Below are 15,874 nucleotides of genomic sequence, written 5' to 3'. Positions count from 1 at the left end.
TAAATGGTGGTCAAATTTGAAATTGATTGCCGTTTCAGCGAACTATGCTTGATGGTAGGATATATCAAAACACGATTATGAAGAATGAGCCAAGATTATGAGTGAAATCACCCTCCCTGAATACCAATCCATCGCTGCTGAGCTAAGTTCCGCAAGTCTTGCAGTAACGCCGGCAGAATTACACGGTTTACTTGTTGGTATGCTAAGCGGTGGATTGGCGATCAACGACCAGACCTGGCAACCAATTTTGTTTGATTACACTAATGATGGCATGGGGTGGCCGACAACCGCACTTGCGTTAGCACAAAGTATATTCCAAGTGACTGTAGATGAACTCACTGGTACGTCAATGGAATTATCTTTGCTGCTTCCTGATGAAGTCGGTGAAGAGGGCTTGTTCGCTTTAGCGGATAGCGTATCAGATTTCGTTAATCACTTTATCTCTGGACTTGGCCTGGCTGGAATTGCCTTGAACAAAGCGTCCGATGATGTAAAAGAGGCATTGGCTGATCTAGAAGAAATCGCGAAGTTAGGCATTGATGAAGATGATGACCTAGGTGAGCAAGCTCAATTGCTAGAACAAGTGATTGAACACATAAAAGCGTGCGTACTTACTATTCATGCTGAATTCGGAGTTCGTCCAGAAAGTAATGAAAACAAACCAACGATTCATTAAACACATCGTTTCCAATCATCGAACAGCTTCTAGAGGTTAGCATGAGGCAATATGACGTTGTAATTGCTGGTGGTGCTATGGCAGGTGCTACGCTTGCATTAGCAATCGATCGTTTATCCAAAGGTGCGCTGCAAATAGCAGTAGTCGAGCCTTTTAAAGCCCAGTCGGATGAACATCCGGGGTTTGATTCTCGCTCGATTGCCCTGTCTTACGGCACGGTCAATATTCTGCGTCACTTACAGTTGTGGTCTGCCATCGAGCCTTGTGCTACCCCAATTGAACATATTCATGTTTCTGACCGCTCTCATGCGGGCATGACCGAGATTACCAAGCAAGAAGTTGGCGTTGAAGCGCTTGGCTACGTAGTGGAACTCGCCGATGTTGGCCGTGTCTACCAAGAGCTTTTGGATAAGAGTGAGGCGATCACTCTGTTTTGCCCTGATTCGGTTGCGAACATCGAGCGTGAGCAAGACAAAGCACACATTGAACTGAGCAGCGGTGAGAACCTGGAAGCGAAGTTGCTGGTTGCTGCCGATGGCGCAGTATCACAATGTTGTCAGCAAATCGGTTTAGAGCTGTCTGAGCATGATTTTGACCAAGTGGCAGTGATTGCGAATATTGTGACGCAAGAGCCTCATCAAGGTCGCGCTTTTGAACGTTTTACTGAGAATGGCCCCGTCGCACTGTTGCCGATGAGTGACAACCGTATGTCGTTAGTGTGGTGTTTGCGTCCTGAAGAGGCGCAAACCGTGGTGAACTTGTCCGATGCAGAGTTTCTTGAGCGCTTGCAGAGCGATTTTGGCTGGCGACTAGGAGCGATGCAAAAAGTTGGACAACGTGCGAGCTACCCACTTCTTCTGCGTCATCGTAAGCAAAACATTTCGCACCGCTTTGCTATTGTCGGCAATGCTGCACAAACGCTACACCCTATTGCAGGGCAAGGCTTCAACCTTGGTATTCGCGATGTGGCATCGCTAGCGGAAGAGCTCGTTAAGCAACGCCAAGACGTAGGCTGTTATCAAGGCTTAATGCGATTTAGCCAACGCCGTGAAGACGATCGCAGCGAAACGATTTGGCTAACAAGCTCTCTGGTGCATATTTTCTCAAATGATTTACCTGCGATGCGAATCGGGCGTAACCTTGCCCTCGCAACGATGGATAACCTTTCTACTTTTAAGCAGCCGCTGCTACGCCATACACTTGGCTTAGTGAAACGATAAACGGCAACGAATTAGGTAACAAAAAGCAATGATGCAAAGTGTAGATATCGCCATCATCGGCGGTGGAATGGTAGGTTTAGCATTGGCTGCCGCTTTTAAGGATAGTGACCTGCGTGTAGCCGTTATCGAAGGTGCAGTACCAAACGGCACCTTAAATGAACTGCCAGATGTTCGCGTTTCGGCGTTAAGTCGTTCAAGTGAAACCATCCTTCGTAACCTTGGTGCATGGCAAGGCATTGAGCAGCGTCGAGCGTCACCGTACTACGCGATGGAAGTATGGGAGCAAGACAGCTTCGCCAATATCGCATTTGATGCACAAAGCATGGCTCAGCCGGATCTCGGTCATATCGTTGAAAACCGTGTGATTCAGTTGGCGTTGCTAGAGCAAGTACAAAAGCTGGATAACGTAACGCTGTTTATGCCTGCTCGTTGTGCAACACTTGCGGTGGGTGAGCAAGAAAGCTGGCTAACGCTCGACAATGGTCAAGCTATGACAGCTAAGTTGGTTGTTGGTGCAGATGGCGCAAACTCTTGGTTACGTAACCAAATGGATATCCCTCTGACACATTGGGATTACGGTCATAGCGCACTTGTTGCAAACGTAAAAACCGCTGATCCGCACAACAGCGTTGCGCGCCAGATCTTTACACCGCATGGTCCATTGGCGTTCCTTCCTATGTCTGACCCACACATGTGTTCGATTGTTTGGTCAACCGAACCAAATCGTGCAGAGCAACTGTTGGCGATGAACGAACAAGAGTTCAATAAAGCATTAACTAGTGAGTTTGATGTGCGTTTAGGTTTGTGTGAAGTGGTTGGCGAACGTGCGGCATTCCCACTTAAGATGCGTTACGCACGTGACTTTGTGGTTGAACGCGTGGCGTTGGTTGGCGATGCAGCGCATACCATTCACCCACTTGCAGGGCAGGGGGTAAACCTTGGTTTATTGGATGCAGCTAGCTTAGCACAAGAAGTGTTGGCGTTGTGGAAACAAGGACAAGACATTGGCTCCAAACGTAACCTACGTGGTTACGAACGCTGGCGTAAAGCTGAAGCAGCAAAAATGATAGCGGCAATGCAAGGCTTCCGTGACCTGTTCTCCGGTGAGAATCCTGCCAAGAAGCTGGTTCGTGGTATTGGTTTGAGCCTAGCAGGGCAACTGCCCGGTGCAAAAGATGAAATAATGAAACGTGCATTGGGTTTGAAAGGCAATTTGCCGGAACTAGCGCGTCAATAAAAACGCCTATTGCGTGACGAACGGAAGGCACAAAAAAGGCTGGTTTATCCAGCCTTTCTTATTACATCGATGTTTAAGCTAAGCGTAGGCGCATCTGAGTTTCATAATCTCTTGATTAATCTCTTTTACTGCCTGAAAGTGACGCCTCTCAGCTTTCTCTGGCAACATCAATTTTCCGTTATCAAACTCGAACTTACCGACTCCGTAAATATAGATTCTTCCCTTAAAAAGACGACTTATGTGTTTAGCAATCATACCTGGTGTATAGCGCTTAAACAGTCTCATATTTACTCTTCCTTATCTCTTACCTAGCGTTAGTATTCTACTTTTCTGACGCAAAAATTATTGTGACAGCAATGGTATTAAGTACAGGTTAGAACGATGGCTTTAGATATTTGTGCTGTCATCGACAATTTGACAGTGCCATATCTTATTTAACGTGAGGATTACCCCAAAAAAATATGTACGCCGGAACCAACTTGTTGTCTTTTCTCCTTCAAGTGTGAGCATTAAGCAATAGCTTTGTTACAGAATTAAGAATAGAAGGAAAATGATTGTTTGCTGAAGGTTTTAAATTGGCCATTAGCGTGCACAAACTAAAAGGCTACTCACATAGCAAACGTTTCTTATTTATAGAGTTAGAGATAGAAAGCTGAGGTAAGTTCAAAAAAAAGCCCGCAATGGCGGGCGAATAGTCACAGATGCATTACACAAAAGTGGATATCTGACGTTATGAACATTGTCACTTGGTCAGCAGATTCACTTTACGTTGGCTGAGTTGTTGTTGAAAACTTAACCAACGAATTCAGCATATACGAGTTTTTCACTTGTGACTATTTATGTTTTAAAAATGACTAAAGATTCCATGATGTAATCGGGGAGATATGAGTGAGATCACGCAGGAGTGAGAATCCTGCGTTTGATTACATGTTAGCGGCAGATATCAGCCATGGTTGGTTGGCACAATTGGATTAGATCATCGATGGACATCGCTAAGCCTGCCATGCGATCACCACTACTGATGGTGATCTCCGTTTCTTCGAGCAAGCTTGGGTCGAATACGATCGGCATATAGCGCTTCAATAGAAGCGGAGTGACAGTGCCAATCTTGTACCCTGTTATGGCTTCTACGTCCGCTCGATCAACACACGTCATACGACGACATTGCAGTAGGGCGCGTACTTTCTTTGGATCAACACTGCGGTCACCTGGCGCACAGGCAAGTGCGTATTGGTTCCCCATATCGCGCAAAAGGATTGCTTTGACCATTTGAGAAGGGCGAATGCCGCGCTGTTGCGCGGCATCTTCAATGGTCATTGCAGGTCTTTGATGAGGAAGAAGGCGGAATTCGATGTTCTGGTCCGCTAAAAACTGCATCAAAGGGGTATGAATGGTATTACTCATCGTCAAGGCTGTACGGTAGCGCTGCGATTTCCCATTCACACTCTGGTTGAGCAACCAAGCGCAGACGAGTGTCATCGTCTAGGTTGTTTGGTAATACAATGAGACCCATCGCTTGGTTGTCGCTGAATTGGTAATGTGTGAGCAATGCGCCTACTGAACGCCAGTTTTCACCAACACTACGCTCCAATTCAATCGCACCTTCACCTAAGGCTTCAGCGGTTGCACCTTTAACAATGTACATTGCACGTTTGTTGGTGCCGCGGTATTTCGCACGCGCTACGGTTTCTTGACCTGTGTAGCAGCCTTTCGTAAAGCTGATACCACCGAGCACTTGTACGTTTAGTGCTTGCGGAATGTGCTCGTTTTGAGCGTCTGCTGCCACGTATGGTAGTGCAGCTTCAATATCGAAACGAGTCCAAAGCTCATTTGTGGTCAGTGTTGCTTGGCTGTTTTCAACTATAGATTGTGCGGCGTCTGCTGTAAGCGCAAGCAACCAACGGCTTGAAGCTACTTTGACAGCTGTGCCGCCTTCAATTGCAAGTACGTCGCCGGAATCAGCATTTAGTGTTGAGATGAAAGCATCTGCATTCTCACCAGCAACACCCAGTACTACTTCGCTTGATTCTTCGATGGCCACCTTCGAGAATACCGCGTATTTTTTGATTTCTTTCAGTTCCACTTCAATCGCTGATTTCGGCTGAACCATTGCGTAGCCATCGTTATGGTGGAATAGGCGGAAAACACTCCACACTTTACCTTTCGCATCACAATGTGCCCCCAATGTTGATTGGTCTTTCTCGAGAGAAACCACATCGCAAGTGACTTGACCGTGTAGGTAGGACTTCTTGTCGTCACCGACCATGGTGATCATGCCCAGGTTATCCAAAAGCGAGATAGACAGCTTAGGTAGTGCGTCTTGTGTCGATAAGTTCAGCGGTGAAAAGCGAGTTTGCCATTCCATGATTACAATGCCTTTTGAAGATATTTTTCAGCTATGTTAATTGCAGAATCGGCATTTGTCAGCACTCAATATACCCACTCAATTTTGAGGTGTTTGACTCAGTTGAACGTTTGTTTACTAAATGCGATCAGGATTTGCAGTGACTTGGCAATATATTGTGACCCGCACACTAGTGACGTCTCACATCCCTTGTTACACTCCGCACTAAGAACTACACATCTATGAAGGAATACTGAATGTACACTGCGGAAGAAAAGGCGCGTATTAAATGGGCTTGTCGTCGTGGCATGCTTGAGCTTGACGTGGTGATTATGCCGTTTTTTGAAGAGTGCTTTGATGCTCTGAGTGAACAAGAGCAGCGTGATTTTGTCTCACTACTAGAATGTGATGATCCAGATCTATTTACGTGGGTAATGGGGCATGGTCGCAGTGAAAACCTAGGTCATGCGTCGATGGTTGATAAAATTGTCGCTCACAACCTCAGCAAAGTTCGTTAATTGCACCGTTACCTCCTCATTAAGTGCCCAAATCTTAAATCTGATGGTTTTATCTGGTTTGGTTTGGGCGACTGTCCTTTCTAATATTCCACTCTCATTATCTATTTATTTGTTATTACTGGTTCTTCAGTATCACTATCGTACTGGCTTTGTGGCAAAGCCTAGCTTAGGCCAGTGGTTTGTCCATCGAAATGGCATTGTGAAATGTGAAAGGTTGACCTCTTCATTGATGAAAGTGGATCTATCGGCCAAAGCTCTTAAGGTTACGTTTGTCACTGAATGTGGTAGGCGGGTAAATGTGTGGCGAGATGGGTGTGACGACCGGCAATATCGGCAACTCTGCCTGATTCTCAGACAGTGGCAAAGGGGAGCCGAAGCTCCCGCTTAGTACTATTTGTTAGGGGTTAGGATCGTCGGGCCACTATTTTCTAACTGATTTGGATAATCCAAAGTGTAGTGCAGGCCTCGGCTCTCTTTTCGTTGCATTGCACAGCGCACCATTAACTCTGCCACTTGCAATAGATTACGCAGTTCTAGCAAGTTGTTTGATACACGGAAATGGCTGTAGTACTCATGCGTTTCTTGTTGCAACATTTGAATTCTACGCAGTGCGCGTTCCAAGCGTTTATCAGTACGCACGATACCCATGTAATCCCACATGAAAAGTCGCAACTCATGCCAGTTGTGTTGGATAATGACTTCTTCGTCGCTGTTGGTTACTTGGCTCTCATCCCAGCATGGGAGCTTAGTGGTGATCTGAACCTCGGTATGGTGTTTAAGAATATCTTTGGCTGCTGACCATGCGTACACCACACACTCTAATAGTGAATTTGAAGCCATACGGTTTGCACCATGCAAGCCCGTGTAGCTTACTTCACCAATAGCGTATAGGTTCTTTAGGTCGGTATGGCCGTTTTGATCAACCATTACGCCACCACACGTGTAGTGTGCGGCCGGAACAATTGGGATTGGTTCTTTGGTCATGTCGATGCCCAAATCCATCAATCGAGAGTAGATGGTTGGGAAGTGCTTGGTAATGAAATCAGCAGGCTTATGACTGATGTCGAGGTACATGCAATCGGCACCCAAACGCTTCATCTCAAAGTCTATAGCGCGAGCGACGACATCTCGTGGGGCAAGTTCTTTACGTTCATCGAAGTCCGGCATAAAGCGAGATCCATCTGGTCGACGTAAATATGCACCTTCTCCACGTAGAGCCTCGGTTAGCAGGAAGTTACGCGCTTCTGGGTGGTAAAGACAGGTTGGGTGGAACTGGTTGAATTCCATATTAGCTACACGACAACCTGCTCGCCATGCGATGGCAATGCCGTCTCCGGAAGATACATCTGGATTAGAGGTGTATTGGTAAACTTTTGAAGCACCGCCAGTGGCAAGTACCACAAACTTTGCTTTAACAGTTTCTACCTGTTCTTCGTTACGGTTCCAAATGTAAGCACCGATAACTTTGCTCTTGTCTCCCCCGACTTTATCTTCAGTGATCAAGTCGAGCGCGTTATGACGCTCAAAGACATGAATGTTTGGGTGATTGTGTGCGTTGTCTTGCAATGATGTTTGCATTGCCATACCAGTTGCATCTGCGGCATGTAAAATACGACGACGACTGTGACCGCCTTCGCGAGTTAAGTGGTAACGTGGCTCATCGTCGGAGTCATCATCTTCACGATCGAACGGCACGCCACCATCGATTAACCACTGAACGCACTCTTTGGAATTTTCGGCGATAAATTTTACAGTATCTTCATCACAGATACCGTCACCCGCGATTTGGGTGTCTTCTACATGAGATTCGATTGTATCGGATTCATCAAATACTGCTGCGATACCACCTTGAGCATAATACGTTGCGCCTTCACTTCGTGGGCCTTTGCTCAATACGATAACCTTACAGTGGTTGGCAACTCGCAATGCTAACGACAAGCCTGCGGCACCACTCCCTACCACTAACACATCACATTCGTGTTCACGGTTCATGTTCATAAAACTTTTCTGATCCCAAGCTAAGGTAAAAGGGTTACCTTGTGTATTGTTTGCACTTCATGTGCATTCCATGTTTACGACATCCGTCGCCAAAAGGCTAAAATCATTGCAAATGTTATTGGTGGCTTGAGCCACTCTTCTTTCTTTGTGTAATTACGTACGCTTTGTTTGTAATCACTGGGCGCAGACGCTCTCTAATTGGAGGTCTTGCCTTGTTTGCTTTAGCTATGCAAATGAAAAGTAATAGTTTGTCAACTCCATTGCTTTTCTGAACTTGACCCAGCACAATCTAGGGTAAAGTTCGTCCATTATACCCAAGTCACACTCAGATGCATGCCTGTTAGCGCATCGTGTAAGCAGGGCTTTGGGAGCGTAATAGGATATCGACATCACGTTGTGAAATTGCCATGACGAAAAAATTGAAAAAACATGGAACTTCTCATTCACACCAGAGTCACAATAGTGCTCAAGTAAGCAGTGGTGTCAATACTACGTTTTGCATAATTAGTACCCATATCTGAGAAGAGTAGGGGCATAACAAATAGGAGTATCCGCTCGAATGAACGAGCAGCTGACCGATCAAGTATTGATTGAGCGAGTTCAGAATGGCGATAAGCAAGCATTCAACCTGCTGGTAACTAAGTACCAGAACAAGGTATGTAACCTTATTTCCAGATACGTAAGTAATCCTGGTGATGTTCCAGATGTAGCACAAGAAGCATTTATTAAAGCTTACCGAGCTATCCCGAGTTTTCGTGGAGAAAGTGCGTTCTACACATGGTTGTACCGCATTGCTGTGAATACTGCGAAAAATCACATCGTAGCTCAGGGGCGCAGACCTCCAGCAACGGATGTTGATGCTGAAGAAGCTGAATTTTATGAGACAGGTAACGCTTTAAAAGAAATTTCGAACCCTGAGAACTTAACGTTGTCCAAAGAATTGCAACGGGTAGTGTTCAGTGCAATTGAAGCTTTACCTGAAGATTTAAAGACAGCAATGACTCTACGTGAGCTAGACGGCTTAAGTTATGAGGAAATTGCTGAAGTAATGGATTGCCCGGTGGGAACGGTACGCTCTCGTATCTTCCGTGCTCGTGAAGCGGTGGAAAAGAAAATCAAACCTCTTTTACAGCGCTAGTACAAGTTAACTATGGTGAAAATAATGGCTGACAAAGAAAAACTTTCAGCTCTCATGGATGGTGAACTGGTCGATAAGGCTCTTATCAAAGAGATAGAGCAAGACCATGATAGTCTAGAGGCTTGGCAACATTATCATCTGATTGGTGATGTCATGCGAGGTGAAGCACCAGCAAAGCCTGAGTGGAATATTGCTGAAAGCGTAGCGTTAGCATTAGAAGATGAGCCAGCACATCGTGCCATCGATACGCACAGTGCCAACGTAATCTCAATTGGTGATGCACCTAGAGAGTCACAACCTGAACCACAACAAGCTAAGCGTCAGCTTCCTGCTTGGTTAACGCAGTTTGGTCAAGTTGCCGTGGCTGCCTGTGTGTCTTTAGCGGTGATACTCGGTGTTCAGCAATATGGAGGGAGCGATCCGTCACTTCCGCAAGCTGAACAATTACCAGTCTTGCAGACTATTCCATTTGCCGGTAGTGCAGAACCAGTGAGTTTAACTCGTGAATCCGTAGAGCGTTCTGTTGGTGAAGCGAATATGCAAGAGCAACGTAAACGCGTTCATGCTATGCTGCGTGACTACGAATTGCAGTTAAGAATTAACAGTGAAGCTTCTGAGCAAGGTGCTTCCCTGACTCCGGATATTGAATGAAGAAACTTCTGATCAGCGCTTGCGCTCTGTTCAGTATGATGACTCCACAAGCCTTTGCTGGTGACAAGCCAGCGGAGGCTTTATTGCATCAAATGAGCGAAGCGAGCCAAACCCTAAGCTACGAGCTCTCATACATCCTTATCAAAAAGAACAGCATCGAGCCTTTGTTGTATCGTCATGCGCCACATGGTGAAGAGCAATATGCTCACTTAGTCTATCTAAGTGGTCCTGTACGTGAAGTGATTAGACGTGGGCGAGAAGTCAGTTATGTCGAGACTGGTGCAGAACCTTTTACCATTGAATCAGGTAAAATGGTGGCTCCGATCATGCCTATGCTGAACACTGACATCGATGAGCTCAATTTGTATTATGACTATGTACAAATCGGCCGAGCGCGAGAAGCGGGTGTACCTACACAAGTACTGAGAATTGTACCGAAAGATGGCTTACGTTATTCATATGTGCTTTGGATAGATGAAAAAAGTAAATTGCCTTTGCGTGCTGATTTAGTCGATCGTGATGGTGAGATGCTTGAGCAGTACAGGGCGATTTCTTACACGGTAAATCCCAAAATTGCCGAGTTAATGAGTGGCCTACAAGATGTTCAATTGCCAGCCGTATTAACAATGCCAAAAGGCGATATAGGTACGAGTAATTGGCATGTTGGTTGGACACCAGAAGGTTTTGAGCCAAATGAGCTTAATCGCTACCGCATGGCTGTGACAGACCAAATGGTGGAGAGCCAACTATATTCTGATGGCTTATTCAACTTCTCTGTTTATGTTGCTAAAAAAGACCAGCACTCCTTAAAGGGACAATTGGTTCGTCAAGGTCGTCGTACATTACATAGCTTCATTAAAGGTGAACATGAGATTTCTGTTGTTGGTGATATTCCCCCTGCAACAGCGCAAAGAATTGCGCAGTCGGTTACTTTTGATGTAACAAAGAGTGAACAACCATGATGACTGCACTTGCTACCGTGACGGGTGTTCATCGTCACGGTCAGCAATATGATATCGATCTTAGCTGCGAGCAACAAACCAGTTGCAGCAGCTGTTCGTCGCAAAAAAGTTGTGGCACAGGCGTGGTGACCAAAGCAATGGGAAATAAAACATTGTCATGGCATTTGCGCACTCGAAAGTCCGTTAAAGTTGGTCAGGTTGTGGAAATAGGTTTTCCTGAATCAAGCCTTATCAAATCAGCCATGGCAGTCTACCTCCTCCCTCTTTTTGGTTTGATTATTGGCGCTATTATCGGCCACTTCCTGTTAGCGCCTCTTACCTCTGGTGGTGAGGGAATCGTCATTCTATCTTCAGTGCTATTTGCTGCTGGTGGTATGTGGCTTGCTAAACGCGTGTCACGTCCACTGGAAGACGAGTCAAAACGGCAAGTTACTTTGATTCGAGTTCTTGGTGAGCCCATTCAATGAGTCCTACACTCTAAATAAGGTGCGCCCGTTAACGAAATTGGGTAGAATCTGCCAACTTGATTGAAATGCCGTCAAACGACAGCTTTCTTATGTCCCTATTTGTAAAGAGTTAGTCACCCATAAATCTATGAAGCACATTCGTAACTTTTCGATTATCGCCCACATCGACCATGGTAAGTCGACCCTATCTGACCGTCTAATCCAAGTTTGTGGTGGATTAAGTGATCGTGAAATGGCCGCACAGGTTCTTGATTCTATGGATCTTGAACGTGAGCGTGGTATCACCATTAAATCTCAGAGTGTGACGCTAAACTACACCGCTAAAGACGGTGAAACGTACCAGCTGAACTTCATCGATACTCCGGGACACGTTGACTTTGCGTACGAAGTATCACGTTCTCTAGCCGCTTGTGAAGGTGCGCTACTGGTGGTTGACGCAGGTCAGGGTGTAGAAGCTCAAACGCTAGCTAACTGTTACACCGCGATCGAAATGGATCTTGAGGTTGTACCAATCCTAAACAAGATTGACCTACCAGCAGCCGATCCTGAGCGTGTAGCGGAAGAAATTGAAGAAATCGTTGGTATCGATGCAATGGAAGCAACCCGCTGTTCTGCGAAGACAGGTCTAGGTGTTGAAGACGTTCTAGAAAACATCGTATCAGCAATTCCAGCACCAGAAGGTGATCCTGAAGCGCCACTTCAAGCACTGATCATCGACTCATGGTTCGATAACTACCTTGGCGTTGTCTCTTTGGTTCGTATTAAAAACGGTTCACTGAAGAAAAACGACAAGATCAAAGTAATGAGCACAGGTCAAACTTGGGGCGTAGACCGCCTAGGTATCTTCACGCCTAAGCAAGTGGACACTGATGTTCTAAATACGGGCGAAGTAGGCTGGGTTGTTTGTGGTATCAAAGATATCTTAGGTGCTCCAGTAGGCGATACACTGACACTGGCGAAGAACGGCAGCGAGAAGCCACTACCTGGCTTTAAGAAAGTAAAACCTCAGGTATACGCAGGTCTGTTCCCTGTATCCTCTGACGATTACGAAAACTTCCGTGACGCACTAGGCAAACTAAGCCTAAACGATGCATCGCTATTCTATGAGCCAGAGAACTCAGCAGCACTTGGCTTTGGTTTCCGTTGTGGTTTCCTTGGTATGCTGCACATGGAAATCATCCAAGAGCGTCTAGAGCGTGAATACGATCTTGACCTAATTACAACGGCACCAACCGTAGTTTACGAAGTAGAGCAAACTAACGGTGAGACAATGTACGTTGATAGCCCGGCAAAACTGCCAGCGGTTAATGACATTGAAGAGATCCGTGAGCCTATCGCGCGCTGTAACATCCTAGTTCCTTCTGACTACCTAGGTAACGTAATCACACTTTGTGTTGAGAAGCGTGGTGTGCAAGTGGATATGGTTTATCACGGTAACCAAGTTGCGATTACTTACGATATCCCAATGGCGGAAGTAGTACTGGACTTCTTCGACCGTCTGAAATCGACATCACGTGGTTACGCGTCTCTGGATTACAACTTCCAACGTTTTGAAGCATCGAACATGGTACGCGTAGACGTACTACTGAACGGCGACAAAGTGGATGCACTAGCGTTGATTACGCACAAAGATCAGTCTCAGACTCGTGGTCGTCAGCTTGTAGAGAAGATGAAAGAGTTCATCCCTCGTCAGATGTTCGACATCGCGATCCAAGCGGCTATCGGTAACCACATCATCGCGCGTTCTACTGTGAAACAGCTACGTAAGAACGTAATCGCGAAATGTTACGGTGGTGACGTGAGCCGTAAGAAGAAACTTCTGAAGAAACAGAAAGAAGGTAAGAAACGTATGAAGCAGATCGGTAACGTAGAACTGCCTCAAGAAGCGTTCCTAGCAATTCTTCACGTTGGTAAAGACTAGAGTTGAACTATCTCGTACTCTTGTCTGTCATAAGACGTTAGATAGTAAAATAAGTGAAAGGGTTTCGGCTCTTTCACTTTCGTATTTTTAGATAAGGGAATTTAATGGCGAATACATTCTCACTGATTCTAGTTATCGTGACTTTGGTAACTGGCGTAGTTTGGCTACTGGAAAAGTTGGTGTTTGCGAAAAAACGTCAAGCAAAAGTAGCGGAGATTCAAGCGCAAACGGCAAACGGTCTGGATGCAGTGACACTGCAAAAAGTAGAAAGCCAACCTTGGTGGGTAGAGAATAGTGTCTCTATTTTCCCAGTAATTGCATTTGTTCTGGTATTACGTTCTTTTATCTATGAACCGTTCCAAATCCCGTCAGGTTCAATGATGCCAACTCTACTTGTAGGTGATTTTATCTTGGTGGAGAAATACGCGTACGGATTGAAAGATCCAGTGTGGCGTCATCAGCTAGTAGAAACAGGCAAACCTGAGCGTGGTGATATCGTTGTATTTAAGTATCCACCACAGCCAAACATTGACTACATTAAACGCGTTGTTGGCTTACCTGGTGATACGGTTCGTTATTCTTCAGACAAGCAAATTTGTATTCAATCAAAAGGTGAGTCAGCTTGTAAGCCAGTTAAACTGAGCAATGTTGAAGAGAGCCAATTTATCCAAAATGGCATTCCTCTGATTCAGATGAATGAAAAGTTGGGTGACGTTGAACATCAAATCTTGGTTAACCCTATCGTCCGCAACCGAGTGGAAAACTACTACCCTCGTAGCGGCACAAGTGAATGGGTTGTACCTCAAGGTCAGTACTTTGTTATGGGTGATAACCGTGATAATAGTGCGGACAGTCGTTTCTGGGGCTTTGTTCCAGAGGCTAACTTAGTCGGTAAAGCTGTCGCAATTTGGATCAGCTTCGAGTTTGAACGTGGCGCAGATAGCGTTCTACCTTCTTGGATTCCAACTGGTGTGCGTTTCAACCGCATCGGTGGTATTCACTAACCATTTAAATATCGAGAGAGTATGAATTCTCCAATTGAGAAACTAGAGAGAAAGCTCGGCTACCAATTTAAGGATGCTGGGCTTATCAACTTGGCGCTGACTCACCGCAGCGCCAATAGCAAGCACAATGAACGTCTTGAGTTTCTGGGCGATTCAATTTTAAGTTTTGTCATCGCTGATGATCTGTACCATCGTTTCCCGAAAGTTAACGAAGGTGACATGAGTCGCATGCGCGCTACTTTGGTTCGTGGGCACACATTGGCGGAGCTAGGTCGTGAATTCGATCTAGGAGATTATTTAAAATTAGGTCCAGGTGAATTGAAGAGTGGCGGTTTCCGCCGAGACTCTATTCTAGCCGATGCGGTAGAAGCCATTATTGGTGCGATTTACCTTGATAGTGATATTGAAGCCGTGCGCGGTATTGTACTGAGCTGGTACAACTCGCGTCTTGAAGCCATCAAGCCTGGCGTATCACAAAAAGATCCAAAAACTCGCCTACAAGAGTTCCTGCAAGGCAGAAGAAAACCACTACCTGTCTACACAGTGACTAATATTAAAGGTGAAGCGCACAACCAAGAGTTCACGGTTGAGTGTGACGTAGCAGGTGTGGATAAGCCTGTAATCGGTAAAGGCACCAGCCGCCGCAAGGCAGAACAAGCGGCTGCAGAAACGGCACTTGAGCAATTAACGAATGGCTGATAACGAATTCGATATCGATGCGTTCTTCGCATCAAACGGTGAAGTAAGTTCACCAGAGAACCAACACTGTGGCTTCATTGCGATTGTTGGTCGTCCAAACGTAGGTAAATCGACGCTTCTGAACAAAATCTTGGGTCAGAAGATTTCGATTACGTCTCGTAAACCGCAAACAACTCGTCACCGCATCATGGGTGTCGACACTGATGGTGATTACCAGGCGATTTACGTGGATACACCAGGACTTCACATTGAAGAGAAGCGTGCGATTAACCGTTTGATGAACCGAGCGGCTAACTCATCTCTGAGTGATGTGAATCTAGTCTTCTTCTTGGTTGATGGTACACATTGGACCAAAGACGACGAGATGGTGCTGACTAAGCTTCAAAAGTCGAACTTCCCAGTTGTGCTTTGTGTGAACAAAGTAGACAACGTGCAAGATCGTAACGAAGTGATGATGCACATGGCCGACATGTCTAAGAAAATGGACTTCGTTGACGTTGTGCCAATCTCTGCAAAACAAGGTAAGAACATCGACGTTCTGCGCAAGCACGTTCGTGACCACTTACCTGAAGCAACGCACCACTTCCCAGAAGAATACGTAACCGACCGTTCTCAGCGTTTCATGGCGTCTGAAATCGTGCGTGAAAAGCTGATGCGCTTTACTGGTGAAGAGCTGCCATATTCAGTAACGGTTGAGATTGAGCGTTTCGATTACAACCCAGAAACCGACGGTTTTCACATTAACGCCCTGATTCTTGTTGAACGTAACGGTCAGAAGAAAATGGTGATTGGTAAAGGCGGCGAGAAGATCAAAACGATTGGTCGTGAAGCGCGTCTAGATATGGAAGAACTATTCGGTCGTAAGGTTTACCTAGAGACTTGGGTAAAAGTGAAATCTGGTTGGGCAGACGATGAACGTGCACTACGCTCACTGGGTTACATCGACGATCTATAAGTTTGGTTGCTTGTAAGTTTGGTAACGAAGACACTTCGTTCCAACATCGACTAAAATATAATATCGATTAGAATAAGGAGCCGC

General features: G+C 45.7%; 16 protein-coding genes. 12 read left to right on the top strand and 4 right to left on the bottom strand.

The window, feature by feature from the left end; translation table 11 throughout:
* The first annotated feature begins 97 nt into the window (after positions 1-97).
* Genes KIV41_RS11240 through KIV41_RS11230 form a run of 3 tightly spaced genes read left to right on the top strand, consistent with a single transcriptional unit; the run spans position 98 to position 3,133 of the window.
* Positions 98-676 (top strand): YecA family protein, encoded by a 579-nt coding sequence (locus tag KIV41_RS11240; protein ID WP_285336405.1) that lies wholly within the window; start codon positions 98-100, stop codon positions 674-676.
* A gap of 41 nt (positions 677-717) precedes the next feature.
* Positions 718-1,896, top strand: a complete 1,179-nt coding sequence (gene ubiH, locus KIV41_RS11235; RefSeq protein ID WP_285336403.1) for a 2-octaprenyl-6-methoxyphenyl hydroxylase — start codon at positions 718-720, stop codon at positions 1,894-1,896.
* 28 nt (positions 1,897-1,924) lie between these two features.
* Positions 1,925-3,133: an FAD-dependent 2-octaprenylphenol hydroxylase gene (locus KIV41_RS11230; RefSeq protein WP_285336401.1), complete on the top strand. Its 1,209-nt coding sequence runs from the start codon at positions 1,925-1,927 to the stop codon at positions 3,131-3,133.
* Between the two features lie 78 nt (positions 3,134-3,211).
* Here the strand turns inward: KIV41_RS11230 and KIV41_RS11225 are convergent, their stop codons facing one another.
* From KIV41_RS11225 to ygfZ, 3 genes are all read right to left on the bottom strand, one after another.
* On the bottom strand, positions 3,212-3,418 hold the full coding sequence (locus tag KIV41_RS11225; protein ID WP_038881174.1) for a DUF1107 domain-containing protein: 207 nt from the start codon (positions 3,416-3,418) through the stop codon (positions 3,212-3,214).
* 645 nt (positions 3,419-4,063) lie between these two features.
* Positions 4,064-4,537 carry an aminoacyl-tRNA deacylase gene (locus KIV41_RS11220; protein WP_285336398.1) on the bottom strand — a complete coding sequence of 158 codons (474 nt, stop codon included), beginning with the start codon at positions 4,535-4,537 and terminating at the stop codon, positions 4,064-4,066.
* Positions 4,530-5,498 carry a tRNA-modifying protein YgfZ gene (gene ygfZ / locus KIV41_RS11215; protein WP_285336396.1) on the bottom strand — a complete coding sequence of 323 codons (969 nt, stop codon included), beginning with the start codon at positions 5,496-5,498 and terminating at the stop codon, positions 4,530-4,532. Before ygfZ ends, KIV41_RS11220 begins: the two co-directional genes overlap by 8 nt.
* A gap of 236 nt (positions 5,499-5,734) precedes the next feature.
* Between ygfZ and KIV41_RS11210 the strand changes: the two genes are divergently transcribed.
* Positions 5,735-5,995 carry a succinate dehydrogenase assembly factor 2 gene (locus KIV41_RS11210; RefSeq protein ID WP_010450292.1) on the top strand — a complete coding sequence of 87 codons (261 nt, stop codon included), beginning with the start codon at positions 5,735-5,737 and terminating at the stop codon, positions 5,993-5,995.
* Positions 5,996-6,385: 390 nt separating this feature from the next.
* On the opposite strand, the gene nadB is transcribed toward KIV41_RS11210, so the two are convergent.
* Positions 6,386-7,993, bottom strand: a complete 1,608-nt coding sequence (nadB, locus tag KIV41_RS11205; protein WP_010450290.1) for an L-aspartate oxidase — start codon at positions 7,991-7,993, stop codon at positions 6,386-6,388.
* Between the two features lie 559 nt (positions 7,994-8,552).
* Between nadB and rpoE the strand changes: the two genes are divergently transcribed.
* The 8 genes from rpoE (at position 8,553) to era (ending at position 15,790) form a co-directional block, all read left to right on the top strand.
* Complete coding sequence (gene rpoE / locus KIV41_RS11200) at positions 8,553-9,131, top strand: RNA polymerase sigma factor RpoE (protein ID WP_005449784.1); 579 nt, start codon at positions 8,553-8,555, stop codon at positions 9,129-9,131.
* 24 nt (positions 9,132-9,155) lie between these two features.
* The gene (locus tag KIV41_RS11195; RefSeq protein ID WP_010450288.1) at positions 9,156-9,782 is read left to right on the top strand and encodes a sigma-E factor negative regulatory protein; all 627 of its coding nucleotides are present in this window, start codon (positions 9,156-9,158) and stop codon (positions 9,780-9,782) included.
* Positions 9,779-10,744 carry a sigma-E factor regulatory protein RseB gene (rseB, locus tag KIV41_RS11190; protein ID WP_252041170.1) on the top strand — a complete coding sequence of 322 codons (966 nt, stop codon included), beginning with the start codon at positions 9,779-9,781 and terminating at the stop codon, positions 10,742-10,744. Before KIV41_RS11195 ends, rseB begins: the two co-directional genes overlap by 4 nt.
* Complete coding sequence (locus KIV41_RS11185; RefSeq protein WP_010450284.1) at positions 10,741-11,211, top strand: SoxR reducing system RseC family protein; 471 nt, start codon at positions 10,741-10,743, stop codon at positions 11,209-11,211. The genes rseB and KIV41_RS11185 overlap by 4 nt, the downstream gene beginning before the upstream one ends.
* 127 nt (positions 11,212-11,338) lie before the next feature.
* Positions 11,339-13,132 (top strand): translation elongation factor 4, encoded by a 1,794-nt coding sequence (gene lepA, locus KIV41_RS11180; RefSeq protein ID WP_252041168.1) that lies wholly within the window; start codon positions 11,339-11,341, stop codon positions 13,130-13,132.
* Positions 13,133-13,236: 104 nt separating this feature from the next.
* Positions 13,237-14,136, top strand: a complete 900-nt coding sequence (gene lepB, locus KIV41_RS11175; RefSeq protein ID WP_010450279.1) for a signal peptidase I — start codon at positions 13,237-13,239, stop codon at positions 14,134-14,136.
* Positions 14,137-14,157: 21 nt separating this feature from the next.
* Positions 14,158-14,835 carry a ribonuclease III gene (gene rnc / locus KIV41_RS11170; protein WP_005531649.1) on the top strand — a complete coding sequence of 226 codons (678 nt, stop codon included), beginning with the start codon at positions 14,158-14,160 and terminating at the stop codon, positions 14,833-14,835.
* Positions 14,828-15,790 carry a GTPase Era gene (gene era / locus KIV41_RS11165; RefSeq protein ID WP_005436447.1) on the top strand — a complete coding sequence of 321 codons (963 nt, stop codon included), beginning with the start codon at positions 14,828-14,830 and terminating at the stop codon, positions 15,788-15,790. The genes rnc and era overlap by 8 nt, the downstream gene beginning before the upstream one ends.
* Positions 15,791-15,874 lie beyond the last annotated feature (84 nt).

This window comes from Vibrio sp. D401a, assembly GCF_030248515.1.
GTDB classification, from domain to species: Bacteria; Pseudomonadota; Gammaproteobacteria; order Enterobacterales; family Vibrionaceae; genus Vibrio; species Vibrio rotiferianus.
The sequence above is the reverse complement of the archived record's forward strand: the minus strand, read 5'-3'. Positions and strand labels throughout refer to the sequence as shown.